We start from the raw sequence: 16,971 nt of genomic DNA on the forward strand, positions 1-16,971 counted from the left end.
CCAACCCAGGAGCATGACAGTGACGTCAGTAATTCCCGCCGACATCCAGGCTGCCAACGACACTCCCCTGAGCCCGCTGCGTTTCCTGCAGCGTTCGGCCGAGGTGTTCGGCGGCAAGACCGCAATCATCCACGGTGGCCGCAGCTACAGCTACCAGGATTTCGCCAACGAAGCCCAGCGGCTGGCCAAGGCCATCAGGAACCGGATCGAGCCGGGAGACCGGGTGGCGTTCCTCTGCCCGAATGTCCCTGAACTGCTGATCGCGCACTTCGCTGTGCCGCTGGCCGGCGGCGTGCTGGTGGCGCTCAATACCCGTCTTTCGCCCCGCGAGATCCAGTACATTCTGGAACATTCGGAGTCCAGGCTGGTGTTCGTGGACTCCGAGTTCCTGGGGTCGCTGGCAGGACTGCAGGCGCAGCTGCCCCAACTCGCCGAAGTCGTGGAAGTCGCCGACAGCACGGTCGCGCCGGCTCAACCCGTGGCTGTGTCCAGCGCTACCGGTACCATTGCGACAACCAGCTACGAGCAGTTCCTGGCCGCGGCACCGGCTGCACCGGATCTGCCGTGGGGCGTGGTTGATGAGCGCACGCCGATCACGCTGAACTACACCTCGGGAACCACAGGACGGCCCAAAGGCGTGCTTTACTCGCACCGCGGCGCCTACCTGAATGCCCTCGGTGAGACCTTCCATAACGGTTTCACCGGAGATACCCGCTACCTATGGACGCTGCCGATGTTCCATTGCAACGGCTGGTGCACCCCGTGGGCCGTCACCGCCGCGGCCGGCACGCATGTGTGCCTGCGCGCCGTCCGCGCCGACGCTGTCTGGGACGCCGTCGACAACCAGGGCATCACCAACCTTTGCGGAGCGCCGACAGTCTGCAGCATCATTGCCGAAGCCGGCCAGGCACACCCGTTGGAGTCGCCGCTGCGGCTCACGACGGCGGGAGCACCGCCGTCGCCAACCATCATCGGCAAGCTCGAAGCCCTTGGAATCACGGTTGTCCATGTGTACGGACTGACCGAGGTGTACGGGCCGAACACCATCTGTGAGCACCAGGCGGAGTGGGACTTGCTCCCCGCTGTAGAACGGGCCGAGAAGATCTCCCGTCAGGGCGTGGGCATGCTGCAGGCGGACAGTGCCCGCGTGGTGGATCCGGACATGAACGACGTGCCCGCGGACGGGACCAGCATCGGCGAGATTGTCCTGCGCGGAAACAACGTCATGCTCGGGTATTACAAGGATGCGGAAGCCACCGCGGAGGCGTTCCACGGCGGCTGGTTCCATACCGGCGATCTGGGCGTCATGCACTCCGACGGCTACATTCAGCTCAAGGACCGGGCCAAGGACATCATCATCTCCGGCGGCGAAAACATCTCCACGATCGAAGTTGAACAAGCGATCGTCTCCCACCCCGAGGTGCTCGATGCCGCCGTCGTCGGTGTTCCGCACGAAAAGTGGGGCGAGCGGCCAATGGCTTTCGTGATCCGCAGCAGCAACGCCACCGTCAATGATGCGCGTCTGCGGGAACACCTGCGGGGACGGCTGGCCGGGTTCAAACTGCCGGACCGGATCCTGTTCACCGACGACCTGCCGCGCACTTCCACCGGCAAGGTGATGAAAGCGGACCTGCGCGCCTCCGCCCTTCAGGCAGAAGCCGGCCAAATCTGATCTTTCGGGTGCGCTCGCCCATACCCCGTCTTAAAATGGTGGCGTGACCTGTCGGCGTCCTTGCAGGCAGGCACTGCCAGCCATAGGAGAATCACCATGGGTATAGGTAACAGGATCAAGCGGGCCGCCGAGCGGTTGGGCGGCAAGGGCAGGATGAACACAGGGCATACCCCCGGCAGCACCAGGGGCAGAACACGGGGCACCTATGGAACCGCCGGCACGGAACACGGCGGCATCGGCGGGAAAATCATGGGCGCCTTGAGGAGAAAGCACTGAGCGAACGGATCCACGGGATTCTTGACCGGGCGCAGGAAGAAATGCTCTGGGTCGGCCCCGACCATCCCACGTACCGCCTGCTGGCGGAACTGACCCACGCTGTCCGGGATGCCTGGCAGGAAGGCTACGAGCACGCCCGCCACGGTGCCGCCGACGACAACCCATACCGCTACTGATTACGACGGCGATGCCTCCTTCCCCTCGCCCGGCACCTTGCCGGGGCGAGTACGTAAGGCAGGCACCGCCGTCGTTGGTCTTGCGGTCAGTGCAGCGTGCGCCGCATCAGCGCGAGCGGACCCGCGCCAACACATGCTCTTCCGCCAGCGGCCCGGCCTTGATGCCAGCGGGCACCCGGAAGAAGAACACCAGCCCGATGACCCACCACAGGCCGAAGAGGATCCACGGCTCGATGCCCAGCTGGGCCGGCATTCCCGGCATGTACAGGCTGAACAGGGCCACGCCCAGCACAGCAGCGGCGATGCCGATCGCGATGCCGCCCTTGCCCTTGCCGCCGATCCGCAGGGGCCGGTCCATCTCAGGCTCGCGGCGCCGCAGGATCAGGAAGGAAATCGCCACCATGGTGTAGGCCAGCACAATGCTCGGCGCACCGGAATCCACCAGCCAGACCAGCATTTCCACGCCGAAGAACGGTGCCAGGACGCTCAGCCCGCCGACGAAGAGCAGGGCGTTGTGCGGGGTGCCGTGCCTGGGGTGCAGCTTCCCGAACCAGGCCGGCAGCATCCCGGAGCGCGCCAGCGAGAACATCAGCCGGGACGCGCCCAGCAGCAGCGAGTTCCACGAGGTGAGGATGCCCGCGATACCGCCGGCGATCAGTACCTTGGCCATGATGTCCGAACCGAACATCGCGCCCACGGCGTCCGCCGTTGCAATATCCGTCCCCGCCAGCTCGCTGGCCGGCATGGCCGACGACGTGGTCAGCACCACCATCACGTACCAAATGGTGGCCAGGATGACTGAGACCACCACGAGCCCGCCGATCTGGCGGGCCGGAATGTTCACTTCCTCCGCGGACTGCGGAATCACGTCGAACCCGATGAACAGGAACGGCACCACTACCAGCACCGCGAAGAAGCCGGTCATGCCGCCATTGAAGAACGGCTCCATGTTGGATATCTCGCCGCCGGTGAAGGCACCGGCGATCATGACCAGACCGATGGCCAGCAGGAACAGCACCACGAAGGTCTGCACAACGCCGGCTTCCTTCACACCACGGATGTTAATCCAGGTAATAACGACGGCGGCAACGGCCCCTACCAGCGCCCAGGTCAGGTGGACGTCAAAACCGGCGACGTTCCAGAGCTTGATCTGGCTGAGGTTGGGAAAGATGTACTGGACGGTCCGCGGGAGCGCCACCGCTTCGAAGGCCACGATGGTCACGTAGCCGCCGATGATCGCCCAGGATCCGATAAAGGACGGGCGAGGACCCATCGCCCGCATGATGTAGTTGTGCTCGCCGCCAGCCTTGGGCATCGCCGCGCACAGCTCGGCATAGGTCAGCCCGACCACGCCCATGATGATGCCGCCCGCAAGCATGGCAGTCACCGAGCCCATGGTTCCGGCGGACTCCAGCCAGCCGCCGGTCAGGACCACCCAGCCGAAGCCGATCATGGCCCCGAAGCCCAGGGCGAGGACGTCGAGGCGTCCCAGTACTTTCTTCAATGAGGGTTCGGATTCGTGTTGTGACACAGCCACGCCGATGCCCCTTTCTCGTTCAGATGCCGTTCAGACATGGGAAATTGCCGGCGGCGCGAAGGTGGCACCGATCACGGCAAATGTAACTGCACGACATTACTACGATGTTTCGGACTGAAACCGCCATGTGGCGTTGGCGGCGTTCTCTTGCCCGGTAGCCGGCCGACGTTGGACAGCGCAGGGGCGAGCAGCATGATCATGCTGCTCGCCCTCACATCCGCTCTCGGCTGGTGAACGGGCTGGAACCTGTGGCTAGGGGTTGTGCTCAACCACGAAGTCCCCACCGGGGAAGACCACCGATTCGTGTCCGTCGTCGAACCGCACGAAGTACGGCGGAGCGCCGTCCTCTCCCCTGACCTCGACGATTTCCCCGTGCCGGTCGGATGTTTCGACCGTCCTGCCGCGCACAATGATCCTGTTGCCTGGCGATGCCTTCATCGTGAATTACCTCCTGGCCCTAGGGTACGAGGGACGGCGCGGAAGGGGAATAGGCGCTACTTCTTGAAAACTTCGACGCTCACGGGGGTGGGATTGGCGAAGAGGTCCAGCACCGGGCAGTGGGCGTCCACTGTGCGGCGCAGCTCCTCGTAGCGTTCCTGCGATTCCGGGCCGCTGATGTTCACGCTCAGCCGCACGGCACTGAACCCGGGACGCACGCTCTCATCAGCCCCGAACAGGCCTTGCACGTCCAGATCACCCTCGGCGTCGATGCTGATCTCGTCGAAGCGGATGCCCAGCTGGTGGGCGTACAGCCGGTAGACCACTACCTGGCAGGAGGCCAGGGCGCCGAGCGCGTACTCCACCGGGCTTGCGGCGGTGTCTTCGCCGGCCAGCCCCGCCGGCTCGTCAACGGAGAACTCGTGCTTGCCGGCGGTGACGCGGGTGGCCACGGGGCCGGTTCCCTCGCCTGCGACCTTGAACGTCAGCTTGGCGTTGGCGGTGTCTGCGGCGATCTTGCCGGTCCAGAAGGCGCCGGCCTCATCCAGACGGGCGGCACGGTCTTCGGCCAGATCACGGAGAGCTGTTTCAGTCATGGTGGAATCCTTCCTGTCGGCGCACGCCGGAGCAGGGCGCCATACTTACGCCTCCCGTTTGGGCCGGCGTCGAATCTTCACCTGGGGCACCCCGCTACAGCTACGAGGGTTGCCGTCCAACCGGCCAGGGCCGAAGGTTGGAACTCTTGATTCTGCGTCCGATTCTGCACGCCGCACCCCGGAGCACTCAACCGCGCCGTAACACGAGGACTTCCTAGCGTCCGAGCTCGCCCTCGGGGCGGCCGACCTGGCCTTCCGGCTGATGCTTGTCGCCGGGGATCCGTGCCCGGTCATACTCCGGACTGCCTGGTACGGGCTCCGCCTTGTGTTCGTCCTCGGCGGGCTTCTTGGGCGGTTCACGGAAGTAGTCAGCGTTAGCCAGGTTCCAGTCTTCGCTCCAGCCGCGGGGAGGATCGTTGAGCAGTTCGCCGGGCTCCATCCAGTTATAGATGTTCTCGTAGGAACGCGTGGTCAGATGGTCCACGCGACGCCGAAGCATCCGCGGCGAGACCTCGTCCGGGGATTTACAGCCCATCGACGCCATGATCTGCACACTCTCGTCCACCGTGAGCTTCTGGTAGTTGAAAACGCGCTGGCCCTTGTCCTCGACGTTGAGCGCGCGCACCAGCCGCGGGTTCTGCGTGGCCACGCCCACCGGGCATTCGTTGGTGTGGCATTTCTGCGCCTGGATGCAGCCGGTGGCCATCATCATGGTCCGCGCACTCAGCGTGAAGTCCGCGCCCTGGATCAGGCGCTTGACGATGTCCGAGCCGGAGGCAACTTTCCCCGCGGCGGCAATGCGGACGCGCTCCCGCAGCCCCACGCCGACCAGGGCGTTGTGTACCAGCATCAGGCCTTCTGTCAGTGGCGTTCCCACGTTGTCCTGGTACTCCAGCGGCGCCGCGCCGGTCCCGCCCTCGGACCCATCGACGACAATAAAATCCGGAGTCACTTTCTCCTCCAGCATCGCCTTGCAAATGGCGAGCACGTCCACCCGTGAACCCACGCACAGCTTGAAGCCGATGGGCTTGCCGTCGGAGAGATCGCGCAGCTGCTTGACGAAGCGGATCAGCTCCCGTGGCGTGCCGAAGGCGCTGTGGCTGGCAGGCGACACACAGTCAACGCCCATTTCCACGCCGCGTGCTTCGGCGATCTCCGGGGTGACTTTCGCGCCTGGCAGGACACCGCCCAGACCGGGCTTGGCCCCTTGTGAAAGCTTGATGCTGATGCCTTTGACCTCGGGCCGCGCCGCCTTCAAGATGAAGGCCTCTGGGCTGAAGTGGCCGTCCTTGTCGCGCGCGCCGAAGTAGCCGGAGCCTATTTCCCAGATCAGGTCGGCCCCGTATTCGAGATGGTACTTGGTGAGGCCGCCTTCACCGGTTTCCTGCACGAAGCCGCCCAAAGCCGCGCCCTTGTTCATCGCGAGCACGGCATTCTTCGACAGCGAGCCGAAGCTCATGGAAGAGACGTTAAACAGCGAAATGTCGTAGGGCTGGCGGCAGTCGGGTCCGCCGAGCGGCACGCGCGGATGCTGCTTCGGCGGCGCGACCGGAGCGGTGGAGTGGATCAAGTATTCGTAGCCGATCTGATTCACTTCGCGTTCCGTACCGAAGGCCTTATGGCTGTTCTCGCCCTTGGCCCGTGCATAGACCAGCGACCGCACATCGCGGTTGAACGGCTTCCCGTCGACATTCCGCTCGACAAAGTACTGCTGGATTTCCGGCCGGATGGATTCCAGCACGTACCGCATATGCCCCAGGATGGGGTAGTTCCGCAGGATGGAGTGCCGGGTCTGGACCACATCCCAGACCCCGATCACCACGAGCGCCACAACGATGGCGGCCAGCACCCACCAGCCAACGGAGCCGAACGAGGCGGCCACGATGGTGATGAAGCCCAGCACGGCGAGTACTACAAAGACTAGGAAGCGTGCCATGGCTTGAGTCTACGACCGGCGCCGGATGAACCGGACGAATCAAGGAGATTCGTCCGGTCATGACGAATAGGCACGAGTTTCTGGAATCAGGCGTGAAGCCAGACGCGGCAGTCAGACCCGGGTTGCCAGGACCCGGATTTCAGGCGCAGCAGTCCGCCGGCTGTCGCCCAGCTGGTGCCGGAGCGGGGGCTGACGCTACTCCCCTCCTTAGCTTGGGCATCACGCTGCGGAACCAGGCCAGCACGCGGATGTCGCTCGGGTTGGCTGCAGCCCAGGGAAGGGCTGGAACAGTGTTCTTCGCTGAAGCCACAGACCGGGCCCGTTGAGCGGGTGACCGTAACGCCATTCCACGCCCTTGGTACCGCGAGCGCTGGCGGGTCCGCTCTGCCTGCGCCATCAGCTGCTGCAGTTCAATGTTGTGGATCTTCAGCCAGTATTCCGGAGGTTGGAGGCTCATGACTGGTCCTGCTTTCTTCACGGATTCCGATAGGTCTTAGCGTCAACGCCGTGCACACCGGATTCCATGGCCGGGAAAACTGCCAGTTTCCGTCAATTTCCTGCCATCGCTCCCCTGCCGCCGCTAGATAACGACGTCGAACTCCGCCGCCGCTGATAGCTGGCCGTTCACCTGCACTTGGAGTAGGTGGCGGCCGGCGTAGTGTACCCGGGTGGTCATCGGCCGGAGGGCATGGGCCTTTCTGAACCGGCGGGTCTCGCCCGGTTCCAGTTCCGCGACGGCGAGCTTGAAGACCTTAGGAGCCAGGGATCCGTTGGCCTTGACGTAGTGGACCACGTAGTCGACAGCCAGGCGTGCCGGGTGCAGCGAGTCGTTGGTGACCGCCACCGTGAACGCGATTTCGGCCGGCAGCTGCACCTCGGCCTGGTCCAGCTCCGGCACCGAGATGCTTACCGCATTCGGAGTGAATCCCAGCAATCCGAGCGCCCCGGGGTGTGCCTTCTTGATCAGTGTCCGCAACCCGTGCCGCACCACCCACGGAGTCCCGTCGCCGTGCTCCCCCTGCCATTTCCCTGCGAGGGCGACCACGGTTTCCGGGTCGTGGCGGGCGATATCGTTGAGGTGATTTGCCACGGACCGGCGGACCAGCTGGCTTGGATCGGAGTGCAGGGCATCCAGGAGCGGCAGCGTCGCCTCCGGCCGGGCGATGATTTCCGGCACCCGGACCGCCCAAGGCAGGTACGGCCGCGGCCCTTCGCTGGCGAGCCGGCGGACCTGCTCGTCCGGGTGCTGCGTCCAGTCCTGTATCTGCCCCAGCGCCCGGTCAAGGTCCTGCAGGAGCAGGCGGCGGATCGCGAACTCCCCGGTGAGCCGGGGAGTCAGCTCGAAGAGCAAGGCCAGGGCATCGTCGAAGGCACGCGCGGTACCGTCCTGCAAGGCGAGCGTGACGGCAGCCTCCGAGACTGGCCAGATCATCCATCCGGTGAAGGACTCATCCTCAAGGGCAGTCCGGATGATTTCGGCCGCCTGTTCGTAGCCGACGTCCAGATCGGATAGCAGTGCTGCTGCCAGCAGGTCGCAGCGCGCACGCAGCGACAGCGGCTCCAGCTTCGCCTCGGCCGCGGCGAGCGCCGGCCAGCCCGAGCTGTTTGAGCTTTGGCCAAGCGTTCTCCGCAGTCCATCGACGGCCTCCGTGCCCAACAGGTCGTTCATTGCACCCATGCGGTCCTCCCGGTTTCCGAACAACTCTTGCCAATATCCCCTCTTCGGCATCTTATGGTGCGCAGGACTTGATTGCTGCTAGCTGCTGAGGGCGGTGAAACTGACGGCAGGTTCTGTGCCATTGAGAGTACGTAGAGCCGTGGAGATGCTGGCTCTTCGCCCGGAACAGGCAGTTCTGGAAATCGGCGGCGGCACCGGCGCTGCGGCATCCCTGATCTGCGCCCAGTTGAAAACGGGACGCTACCTGGGGATCGACCGATCCGAGAAGGCGGTTGCCGCGAGCCGGCAACGCCTCGCAGGCTTCGTCGACCGGGGCACGGCGGAGGTGCGGCGTGCAGCGCTCGAACACACCGCGTTGGAGTCCGACGGCCCTTTCGGCACGGCTTTTGCGATCAACGTTAACCTCTTTTGGACCCGGAACGCCGTCGATGAGCTTCGGAGTATCGCCCGCGTCCTGACCGACGACGGTGTCCTCCGGCTCTTTTTCGAACCTCCGCCAGGCTCACCCGCCCAGAGGATCGTTGAACAGGTGTCCGTAAATCTCGCCAAGGCCGGTTTTGAAAGCACTTGCACCATTCAGCCGCTGGGTAGCAGCCTCCTGGTTGCCTTCCACGCCGTGTCCGCAAACCATTGACCCCGGCTGGTCCCGGGGGTACGAATGAGGGACGCGAACTAGTTGGAGGTATGGCCATGTCGTCCGAGTCGACCAACACAGAGATTCCCGGCTACAACTACGGAAGCGCCGAGCATTCGCCCGTCACCCTGACCGAGTTGGAAGAACTCAAGGTCAGCGTGATGCTCGATGAACGCGACGCGGCGCTGCTGCAGCGGGCGGGTGAGCTTCTCGATGACCAGGTCGATGACATTCTCGATGTCTGGTACGGCTTCGTCGCCAGCCAACCGCAACTGGTGGCCCACTTTTCCCAGCCCGGCGGTCCGCCCATCGATGAGTACCTCGCGGCGGTCCGTCCGCGGTTCGGGCAATGGATCCGTGACACGTGTTCCCGCTCCTACGATCAGGAGTGGCTGGATTACCAGAACGAGATCGCGCTCCGGCACACCCCTGCCCACAAAAACGAAACGGACCATGTCGGCTCCACCTCGGTGGTGCCGCTGCGGCATCTGATCGCGTTGACCGGGCCGGTCACGATCACGGTCCGTCCCTTCCTGGCGCGCAAGGAAAACGACGGCGAACAGGTTGATGCAATGATGCAGGCCTGGCTCAAAGCGGTGCTGCTCCAAATTGCCTTGTGGTCGCGGCCGTACACGCGGGAAGGGCAATGGTAGAAATGGTCAACGAAGCCAAAGATGTGAACAGCGACCAGCAGGCCATCGCCGCCGTCGAACACCATCATGGGCAGATGCTGACACGGCTGAACCATTTGACCCGCGCGTTGGTTGAGGCCGTCGAAAGCGGGAAGAAACCGGCGGAGCATGACGCTCACGCGCTGCTGGTGGAGTGGTGCGAAATCGACCTCATTCCGCATGCCCTGGCAGAAGAATCAGCCCTTTACGAACGGGCCCGTTCCCGGCCCGAGGCGAACCTTCTTGTCGAGGGCATGCTCGCCGAACACCGGGTGATCACCGATACACTGGAGGAACTGCGCGGCGCTCAGGGAATCCGGGCTGCTGCCTTGGCCACCGCGATCGAGCGCCTCTTCGCCCAGCACCTGGACAAGGAAAACAAGCTGCTGCTGCCCTTCATCGTTTCCCAACCGGATCTGTCCCTCGTCGAGGCGGTCGAAGGGCTGCATGAAATCGTCGGCGAGGCCCATCCGCACGGCGGCGAGCACTTGCATACGACGACGGAAACCCGGCTGGGCTGAGAGGAGACCGACATGGCTGCACCATTTAAGACCGGCGACCACGTGCGGTGGAACACAGAGGGCGGCGAGGCTTCCGGCAAGATCACCAAGATCCACACCAAGGACTTCGAATTCAAAGGCCGCACCCGGCGGTGCTCGCCGGATGACCCGCAGTACGAGATCAAGAGCGATAAGACGGACCACATCGCGGTCCATAAAGGCTCGGCGCTGCACAAAGCCGGGTGAGCGGGCCGGGCGCGCCCCTGGATTGCTAGTCCCCCGCCGGCTGCATCCATGACATGCAGTAGTTGAGATTGGCGTTGACTGTCCCCACGGCCGCTTCCTCGTCGCCGGCGGCAATGGCTGCAACAAGCGCCTCATGCCCCTCTTCCAGGCAACCGTCAAAGCCGTTGCGCAGTCGCTGAGCCATTTTTGTGCCGTGGAAGACATCTCCGAAACTGCCGTAGAGCTCATGCAGCAACCTGTTGCCCGAGGATTCCGCCACCTTCAGGTGGAAATCCCAGTCGGCCGCAATCCACTGTTCCAGATCCTCCGCCGCCCAAGCCTCGCGGCGCTTGGCGAGCATCCCACGCATAGCCGCGATGTCGCCGTCGTTAGCTAATCGGGCCGCGAGACGCGCGGCCTTCGTGTCCAGAGCGAAGCGGACTTGCAATACATCCTCGTCCTCGTAATCCCGGTAGGCCTTGCGGACGGCTCCATGGATCTCGCTGGCTGCGCGGACGTAGGTGCCGTCCCCGCGCCGAACCTCCAGCATCCCCGCGTGGGCCAGCGCCTTGATCCCCTCGCGCAAGGTCCCCCGCGAGACGCCGAGTTGCGCCATGAGTTCAGGTTCGGGCGGGATCCGTTCCTGCAGCGGCCACTGGCCGGAGACGATCGCCTCGCGCAGCCGCTCGGTGACTTCGTCCGCAAGCTGCGGGCGATGGACTGAACCGAGCGTCATGCCTGGCTCCCCTCGCCGCGACGCCCAAGCAAACGCCCTCGGCCGCCCGAGCGTACCCGGCTCCGTCCACCAGCAGCGCCAGCACCGGCGCTAAGCCAGTATGCCAGGAACAGCTGCAGCACTGCCACGGCCACCATCAGCTCCAGCGACAGCGTCCATCCGCCGGTAACCGCGTGAAGCAACCCCAAGCCGAAAGGCCCCACGGTCGCCACGAGATAGCCCACCGACTGGGCAAGAGTGGACATCGCCGTAGTTTCCGCCGCGTTGCTGCCGCTGCGGCTGATCACCACCATGACGATCGGGAACACCGAAAAGCCGACGCCGATCAGCAGCACCGGAATCAGGACCAGCTGGTTGGGCATGACCAGCAGACACACATAACCCAGGAAGCTGGCACCGGTGGAAACCATGAACGCCGGTCGCAGCAGCGGCGGCCTGCTGGCCATCCACAGCACCAGGACGACGGCGGGAATGCTGATCAATTGCAGGGCCCCGAGCATCAGTCCCGCGGACGCCGGATCCAGGCCGCGGGCGATGAGGATGGAGGGCAGCCAGCTGATGATTGTGTAGACCAGCAGCGCCTGCACAGTGAAGAGCCCGGTGATCAGCAGGCCTTTTCTGGTGAGCAGCAACGGCCACGGCGAGACGCCCGCGCCAGTTTCGGCCACCGGGCGCGGCTTGCCGGCCACAGCCAGCGGTAGGAACGCCAGCAGGGCGACGACGGCCAGGAGCGACCACGACGCAAGGCCTGCAACGGGCGAGTTCAGCTGCATCGCCACCGGCACACTCAGCGCGGCGGCAGTGGTCGCACCGATCGACATGGTGATGGTGTAGACGCCGGTCATCGTCGAAGTCCGGTGCGCAAAGTGTTTGCGGATAAAGGAGGGCATCGCCACGTTGCAGATGGCCAGCCCGGACATGCTGACCACCGTGCCCAGCAGCAGCATGCCGACCGAATCGACCACGCGCAGCGCCAGTCCCGCGGTGAGCAGCGTCAACGCAACAGCGATCGCCCGCTCCAACCCGACGAGTCTGGTCAGCCAGGATGTGGCGGCGCCGGCAACGGCAAAGCAGATGACGGGAATCGACGGCAGCGTGGCCGCCACCAGCGGTCCGTACCCCAGCAGCAGCTGCAAATCGTGGAACAGGGCGGCGGCGCTGGCTACCCCCACGCGCAGGTTCAGACCAATAAGTACGACGGCGACAATCGCCAAGAAGGCAGCAAACCTTTTCGGTGTGGCCGGCTTCGGCGCTATCTGACGTTCGTCCAGCTCCGGAGCAAGCGTTTCGCCCAGCGTTTCGCCAAGGTTCTCGGCCTCCTTGCCGTGCGCCGGCAGGGCTGGGGCAAGAGAACTCCGGAATTTGGCGGCATCACGTGGCATCCCTAAACATTAGACGTCTGATGTCTCCCGGAGCAACTTCCATCCACTCATCCCGTCAACGGGACTCCGATCTCTTCAAACAGTCCGTCCTCATCCACGCCATGTTGCCGGGTCCCGGCAATGACTGTTTCCTGTCCCCTCTCACAGCTTCGATCGGCATTAAGGATTTCCATTAGGCTCAGCGTATGAAGATCGCGGTCCTTGACGACTATCAGCAGGTTGCCCGTTCCCTCGGCGACTGGGACTCCGTTAAGTCCGAGGTGGTCTTTTTCGACGAGCATCTCGGCCACGACGACGATTCGGTCGTTGCCGCCCTGGCTGGTTTCGACGTCGTCGTCGCCATGCGCGAGCGGACGCCGCTGCTCGAGGCGCGGCTCGAACGGCTGCCGGACCTGCGCCTGATTGTGTCCACCGGCCGGCGCAACGCCTCGATCGATCTCGCCGCTGCCCAGAGGTTAGGCATCACGGTCAGCCACACGGGCTACCGTCCGGAACCTGCGGCAGAGCACACCTGGGCGCTGATCCATGCGGCCACCCGGCACCTTGACGTCGAACTCGGCGCCATCGCCGCCGGTGGTTGGCAAAGTACAGTCGGGCAAGGGCTCGCCGGTCGGACACTGGGACTGCTCGGCCTAGGCAATCTGGGCTCTCGCGTGGCCAAGGTAGGTCTGGCTTTCGGCATGGACGTCATCGCGTGGAGCGAAAACCTCACGGCAGAACGTGCGGCGGAACACGGTGTGCAGCGCGTGGAGAAGGAAGACCTCTTCAGCGCCTCCGACATCCTGTCGGTGCATCTGGTCCTCTCGCGCCGGACGCGCGGCCTGGTCGGGGCTGAGGAACTGGCGCTGATGAAACAGGATGCAGTGCTGGTCAATACCTCGCGAGGACCCATCGTCCAGGAGGACGCACTGCTCGATGCGCTGCACTCTGGACGCCTCGGCGCTGCAGCGCTGGATGTCTTCGACGTCGAACCCCTCCCCGCCGACCACCCGCTGCGCAGTGCCCCGCGGGCGGTCCTCACCCCGCACGTGGGCTACGTGACGGAGGAGCAGTACCGGATCTTCTATCAGGATGCGGTGGCAGACATTGCTGCTTTCGCCGCCGGTGCGCCCGTGCGTGTCATGGAACCCTGAGAGGCTGACAGCGACACGGTTAACAACGGTGCTGACACAGACTCCAGCGCGGCGGGCAGTCCCGCAACGCCCGAATAGAGGCCCGACGTGGCAGCCAAAGGTACGACGAGCGCTGATGACGGTCAGAGACCTGCATCCTTTAGCGATTGAATATCGCGGCGGCGTTCGCTCTCGATAATCTTCATCATCTGCCGTTGGATCTTGTCCACCGTGTGTTTATCGAGCTCCTTGCGCAGCGCGGCGAGTTCCTCAGCCGCAATCTGCCGACGGATACTGTCGCGCTCGGCAACAGAAGATGCCTGTTCCAGCGCCTTTAGATAGCGCTCTTCCACAACAAGATTTTAGGTCCCGCGGGCCCGCACAGGCCAGACCGTAGTCGATTAGGACAGCACGTCTTTGGTGGCGAACCTGCTGTAGGCGAGTGCGCAGAAGACGACTATATAGCCTCCCTGGAGCAGGCCGTTGGCGGCGAAGGAGTCCCAAGAGATCGGTTGGCGCAGCAGGTCAGCGAAGCCGAGCCAATGGTGGCTGAACAGCCACGGGTGCAGCCATTCGAGCTGTGGAAGGTTATCGAGGATCTGGGACACGACGGCGAGCACAGCGGTCGCGGCCATGGCTCCGACAGGGACCTCGGTCAGGGTGGAAATGAACAGACCGATGGCCGCGAGTCCAAGCAGGGACAGGCCCACGTAGCAGGCCACCAGGAGCAGCCGAAGCAATGACTCCCCAAGGCTGATGGTGTCGCCGGAGAGCAGGGGGATCGGCCCTACCTCGAAGAGCGCTGAGCCGATCAGAACTCCCGCCGTCGCCACGGAGAGCGCGGCGGCGAGACAGAAGACGACGGCTGCCGCGTACTTCACTGCCAGCAGACGGACCCGTCCCGCCGGCGCTGCGAGCAGATACCGTAGGGTTCCGTGGCCTGCCTCGCCCGCGATCGTGTCCCCCGCGACGACGCTGACGGTCAGTGGGAGGAACAGCGGGATGGAGACAACCATCCCGGTCAGCGCGATGAACAGCCCGTTTTGGGATACACGGTCCAGGAACGGCGGACCCTGGCCCGGGCCCGGATCCCGCGAGGAAAGCCGGACTGCGAGCGCAATGAGCACCGGGACGGCAGCCAGCGCGGCCAGCATCGCCCAGGTTCGCCAGCGCCGGAAGAGCACCTTAAGCTCGGACCCAAGGAGAGCCCAGCCAGCGGTAACCGGGGATGAGGCCGCTCGTGATCGGATGCCGCCAGAGGACGGTCCGGTTGGTGCAGATGCGGGCAATTTATTGGACAACGTCGAACCCCTCCCCCGTCAAAGCGACGAACCGCTCCTCGAGGCTGCTACTTTCCACCGCGAAGCCTCGGACGCGGACGCCGTCGGCTACGAGGGCGGCGACGATCGATTCCGGTGCCACCGCATGGTCGGCGAGCGGAGCGCGGACGGTACTGCCGCCGTCGTTGTCTGGAGGTGACGGTTCAGGTGCGAGACCCAGCCGCTGGAGGACACTGCGGGCATCCTCGGTGTCGGGCGTCTGGATTTTAACGTGGGCGAGGCCGACCCGCCGGAGTTCGTCGACGGTCCCCTGCGCCACCAGTTTGCCGGCGCTCATGACGGCGGCATGCGTGCAGATTTGTTCGACCTCCGCGAGCAGATGGCTGGAAACGAAAACCGTGGTGCCTTCAGCTGCCAACGAGCGCACCAGACTGCGGACCTCGCGCGTTCCCTGCGGGTCGAGGCCATTGGTCGGCTCATCCAGCACCAGCAGTTCGCGCGGCATCAGCAGGGCATTGGCGATGCCCAGGCGCTGTTTCATGCCCAGAGAGTAGGCGCGGACTTTCTTGCCGGCGGCGTGCGACAGCCCCACGAGGTCAAGCGCCTGGCTCACCCGAGCCCGCCGGGTGGCCGAGGAGGCGTGGCGGTCCGCGGTGTCGAAGCGGTGCAGGTTCGCGGCGCCGGAGAGGAACGGGTAAAAGGCCGGCCCTTCGATCAGGGCTCCGACGCGGGGAAGCACCTCGCGAAGGTTCGCCGGCATGTCCTGCCCAAGTACCCGGACGTTCCCGCTCGTGGCGGCTGCTAGGCCGAGCATGACGCGGATTGTGGTGGTCTTTCCCGATCCGTTCGGGCCGAGGAAGCCGAAGACGGAGCCGTGCGGAACTGCCAAGTCGATGCCGTCAACGGCTGTCTGGTGGCCGAAGCGCTTGGTCAGCCCGGTGGTTTCAATCGCGAGTTCGGTAGATGGGAAGGTGCCGCTCACCGGCCCTCCGCTGCCGCCTGCAGCTGCTCCAACGGCACCGGTCCGGCGAACACCCGGCCGTCGTCGGTCACGAAGACGTTCACGAGCGCTGAGGAAAGCAACCGGCCGCCGTCGACCTCTTGGGCGGTTTCGGCGATAAGCGGCGAGTCCATGAATTCCGCAGGCACTTCATCTGCCGGCAAACCGATCACCGTTTCCCAGCCGGATCCGTACTTCACGTAGTCCTTGCTGTGCTCGCCGCGGTCACCCTTGGCGTGCTTAGCATGATGGTCCTTGACAACACGCTCCGTCACGGTGGCGCCCGGCGGCGGCGTGAAGTTGAAAAGATCATCAGACGGCGCCTCAAGGCTCAGTTCCGTGAAGCCAACCTCGAAAGCAGGAGCATCCTGGCCTCGGGCTTGGACGTCCACACTGAGCGGCAGCCCCGTTTCCGAGTCAACAGCGATCGAGACGGACCCGACCAGCGTCTCCGAACTGTCGGGGGTGAGCACCAATTCATAGGCCTCACGACCGGCAACCTCCGAGTCCGAGCCCACAGTCACTTCCGTACTGGGCTCGACCGAGGACAGGAAGTGCTCGGCCAGATCCTCTGGGGTCCACGCTTTATCGCCGTGATACTCCTCGGACGTTGAGGCATTCGGAAGGATCAGATGGGCGGCGGCATTCTGCTTGGAGCTGTACAGCCATACGTCCCGGCCGTTGCGGATGACATCGCGTTCGGCCAGCCGGTCCATCACCTGCACGCGCGCCCGGGAATGGCCATCCAGATAAACGCGTGCAGTGTGGGATCCGCTGAGGAGTTCAAGGGCGGAGGCTACGCCGGAAGGTATACCGGACGAAGCATCGGATTCCCCGGATGGTCCGCCCGTAGGCAGTTGCGGCAAACCCAGTTCGGACGACTGCTCAACAGTTCCGGACAGCGAGCGGACGGAGCTGTTCGCCACCATTTCAAGGACTTCCTGAGGTGTTTTGTCCGGCAAGTCCGTGGCCGCGCCCGCCTGGACTGTGCCCAGCAACGCGCCGCCCGCGATGACCGCAGGGACGACGGCGGCAGGGAGCCAGCGCTTCCATACAGGTGTCATGACAACCTCCGACGTTGCAAGTCTTCTTTTCAGACTACGCTCAATCGATCAGGTGTTC

General features: G+C 64.5%; 19 protein-coding genes and 1 riboswitch. Of the genes, 8 read left to right on the plus strand and 11 right to left on the minus strand.

Annotated elements, in window-relative coordinates:
- Positions 1–13 precede the first annotated feature (13 nt).
- From J5251_RS01035 to J5251_RS20445, 3 genes are all read left to right on the plus strand, one after another.
- The gene (locus J5251_RS01035) at positions 14–1,672 is read left to right on the plus strand and encodes a long-chain-fatty-acid--CoA ligase (protein ID WP_139004354.1); all 1,659 of its coding nucleotides are present in this window, start codon (positions 14–16) and stop codon (positions 1,670–1,672) included.
- A gap of 96 nt (positions 1,673–1,768) precedes the next feature.
- A complete protein-coding gene (locus J5251_RS01040; protein ID WP_139004353.1) occupies positions 1,769–1,948 on the plus strand; it encodes a hypothetical protein in 180 nt (59 codons plus the stop codon).
- 41 nt (positions 1,949–1,989) lie between these two features.
- Positions 1,990–2,124: a hypothetical protein gene (locus J5251_RS20445; RefSeq protein WP_276608378.1), complete on the plus strand. Its 135-nt coding sequence runs from the start codon at positions 1,990–1,992 to the stop codon at positions 2,122–2,124.
- 106 nt (positions 2,125–2,230) lie between these two features.
- Here J5251_RS20445 and J5251_RS01045 read toward each other — a convergent pair whose 3' ends face one another.
- The 5 genes from J5251_RS01045 to J5251_RS01065 form a co-directional block, all read right to left on the minus strand.
- Complete coding sequence (locus tag J5251_RS01045) at positions 2,231–3,661, minus strand: APC family permease (RefSeq protein WP_139004352.1); 1,431 nt, start codon at positions 3,659–3,661, stop codon at positions 2,231–2,233.
- Between the two features lie 252 nt (positions 3,662–3,913).
- Positions 3,914–4,099, minus strand: a complete 186-nt coding sequence (locus tag J5251_RS01050; RefSeq protein WP_139004351.1) for a DUF1918 domain-containing protein — start codon at positions 4,097–4,099, stop codon at positions 3,914–3,916.
- Between the two features lie 56 nt (positions 4,100–4,155).
- Entirely contained in the window at positions 4,156–4,695 is a 540-nt protein-coding gene (locus tag J5251_RS01055) for an OsmC family protein (RefSeq protein WP_139004350.1), read from the minus strand.
- 36 nt (positions 4,696–4,731) lie between these two features.
- A riboswitch (SAM riboswitch) is annotated at positions 4,732–4,847 on the minus strand.
- 62 nt (positions 4,848–4,909) lie between these two features.
- Positions 4,910–6,631, minus strand: coding sequence for an FMN-binding glutamate synthase family protein (locus J5251_RS01060; RefSeq protein WP_139004349.1), 1,722 nt, complete (start codon positions 6,629–6,631; stop codon positions 4,910–4,912).
- A gap of 580 nt (positions 6,632–7,211) precedes the next feature.
- Positions 7,212–8,309, minus strand: coding sequence for a DNA alkylation repair protein (locus tag J5251_RS01065; protein WP_139004348.1), 1,098 nt, complete (start codon positions 8,307–8,309; stop codon positions 7,212–7,214).
- A gap of 121 nt (positions 8,310–8,430) precedes the next feature.
- On the opposite strand from J5251_RS01065, the gene J5251_RS01070 reads away from it, so the two are divergent.
- From J5251_RS01070 to J5251_RS01085, 4 genes are read left to right on the plus strand one after another with little or no spacing between them, the layout of a single operon-like run.
- Entirely contained in the window at positions 8,431–8,943 is a 513-nt protein-coding gene (locus J5251_RS01070; RefSeq protein WP_208574976.1) for a class I SAM-dependent methyltransferase, read from the plus strand.
- A 56-nt stretch (positions 8,944–8,999) separates the two neighbouring features.
- Positions 9,000–9,596: a protoglobin domain-containing protein gene (locus J5251_RS01075; RefSeq protein ID WP_208574977.1), complete on the plus strand. Its 597-nt coding sequence runs from the start codon at positions 9,000–9,002 to the stop codon at positions 9,594–9,596.
- The gene (locus tag J5251_RS01080) at positions 9,590–10,135 is read left to right on the plus strand and encodes a hemerythrin domain-containing protein (protein ID WP_240792975.1); all 546 of its coding nucleotides are present in this window, start codon (positions 9,590–9,592) and stop codon (positions 10,133–10,135) included. Before J5251_RS01075 ends, J5251_RS01080 begins: the two co-directional genes overlap by 7 nt.
- 12 nt (positions 10,136–10,147) lie before the next feature.
- Positions 10,148–10,360, plus strand: a complete 213-nt coding sequence (locus J5251_RS01085) for a DUF2945 domain-containing protein (RefSeq protein WP_139004345.1) — start codon at positions 10,148–10,150, stop codon at positions 10,358–10,360.
- Between the two features lie 25 nt (positions 10,361–10,385).
- On the opposite strand, the gene J5251_RS01090 is transcribed toward J5251_RS01085, so the two are convergent.
- Both J5251_RS01090 and J5251_RS01095 read right to left on the minus strand, forming a co-directional pair.
- The gene (locus J5251_RS01090; RefSeq protein ID WP_139004344.1) at positions 10,386–11,075 is read right to left on the minus strand and encodes a FadR/GntR family transcriptional regulator; all 690 of its coding nucleotides are present in this window, start codon (positions 11,073–11,075) and stop codon (positions 10,386–10,388) included.
- Entirely contained in the window at positions 11,072–12,457 is a 1,386-nt protein-coding gene (locus J5251_RS01095) for an MFS transporter (RefSeq protein WP_139004343.1), read from the minus strand. Before J5251_RS01095 ends, J5251_RS01090 begins: the two co-directional genes overlap by 4 nt.
- A gap of 185 nt (positions 12,458–12,642) precedes the next feature.
- On the opposite strand from J5251_RS01095, the gene J5251_RS01100 reads away from it, so the two are divergent.
- A complete protein-coding gene (locus tag J5251_RS01100) occupies positions 12,643–13,590 on the plus strand; it encodes a D-2-hydroxyacid dehydrogenase family protein (RefSeq protein WP_139004342.1) in 948 nt (315 codons plus the stop codon).
- 122 nt (positions 13,591–13,712) lie between these two features.
- Here the strand turns inward: J5251_RS01100 and J5251_RS01105 are convergent, their stop codons facing one another.
- Genes J5251_RS01105 through J5251_RS01120 form a run of 4 tightly spaced genes read right to left on the minus strand, consistent with a single transcriptional unit; the run spans position 13,713 to position 16,913 of the window.
- A complete protein-coding gene (locus J5251_RS01105; RefSeq protein WP_139004341.1) occupies positions 13,713–13,922 on the minus strand; it encodes a hypothetical protein in 210 nt (69 codons plus the stop codon).
- 48 nt (positions 13,923–13,970) lie between these two features.
- A complete protein-coding gene (locus J5251_RS01110) occupies positions 13,971–14,819 on the minus strand; it encodes an ABC transporter permease (protein WP_139004624.1) in 849 nt (282 codons plus the stop codon).
- 40 nt (positions 14,820–14,859) lie between these two features.
- Positions 14,860–15,831 (minus strand): ABC transporter ATP-binding protein, encoded by a 972-nt coding sequence (locus J5251_RS01115; RefSeq protein ID WP_139004340.1) that lies wholly within the window; start codon positions 15,829–15,831, stop codon positions 14,860–14,862.
- Positions 15,828–16,913 carry a LolA family protein gene (locus tag J5251_RS01120; protein ID WP_139004339.1) on the minus strand — a complete coding sequence of 362 codons (1,086 nt, stop codon included), beginning with the start codon at positions 16,911–16,913 and terminating at the stop codon, positions 15,828–15,830. Before J5251_RS01120 ends, J5251_RS01115 begins: the two co-directional genes overlap by 4 nt.
- Between the last annotated feature and the right edge of the window lie 58 nt (positions 16,914–16,971).

The sequence above is a fragment of the Arthrobacter crystallopoietes genome (genome assembly GCF_017603825.1).
GTDB lineage: Bacteria > Actinomycetota > Actinomycetes > Actinomycetales > Micrococcaceae > Crystallibacter > Crystallibacter crystallopoietes_B.

Coding starts and splice junctions, on each gene's coding strand:
- J5251_RS01035 (WP_139004354.1), top strand. CDS start 14: ATGACAGTGACGTCAGTAATTCCCGCCGACATCCAGGCTGCCAACGAC.
- J5251_RS01040 (WP_139004353.1), top strand. CDS start 1,769: ATGGGTATAGGTAACAGGATCAAGCGGGCCGCCGAGCGGTTGGGCGGC.
- J5251_RS20445 (WP_276608378.1), top strand. CDS start 1,990: ATGCTCTGGGTCGGCCCCGACCATCCCACGTACCGCCTGCTGGCGGAA.
- J5251_RS01050 (WP_139004351.1), bottom strand. CDS start 4,099: ATGAAGGCATCGCCAGGCAACAGGATCATTGTGCGCGGCAGGACGGTC.
- J5251_RS01055 (WP_139004350.1), bottom strand. CDS start 4,695: ATGACTGAAACAGCTCTCCGTGATCTGGCCGAAGACCGTGCCGCCCGT.
- J5251_RS01060 (WP_139004349.1), bottom strand. CDS start 6,631: ATGGCACGCTTCCTAGTCTTTGTAGTACTCGCCGTGCTGGGCTTCATC.
- J5251_RS01065 (WP_139004348.1), bottom strand. CDS start 8,309: ATGGGTGCAATGAACGACCTGTTGGGCACGGAGGCCGTCGATGGACTG.
- J5251_RS01075 (WP_208574977.1), top strand. CDS start 9,000: ATGTCGTCCGAGTCGACCAACACAGAGATTCCCGGCTACAACTACGGA.
- J5251_RS01080 (WP_240792975.1), top strand. CDS start 9,590: ATGGTAGAAATGGTCAACGAAGCCAAAGATGTGAACAGCGACCAGCAG.
- J5251_RS01085 (WP_139004345.1), top strand. CDS start 10,148: ATGGCTGCACCATTTAAGACCGGCGACCACGTGCGGTGGAACACAGAG.
- J5251_RS01090 (WP_139004344.1), bottom strand. CDS start 11,075: ATGACGCTCGGTTCAGTCCATCGCCCGCAGCTTGCGGACGAAGTCACC.
- J5251_RS01095 (WP_139004343.1), bottom strand. CDS start 12,457: ATGCCACGTGATGCCGCCAAATTCCGGAGTTCTCTTGCCCCAGCCCTG.
- J5251_RS01100 (WP_139004342.1), top strand. CDS start 12,643: ATGAAGATCGCGGTCCTTGACGACTATCAGCAGGTTGCCCGTTCCCTC.
- J5251_RS01120 (WP_139004339.1), bottom strand. CDS start 16,913: ATGACACCTGTATGGAAGCGCTGGCTCCCTGCCGCCGTCGTCCCTGCG.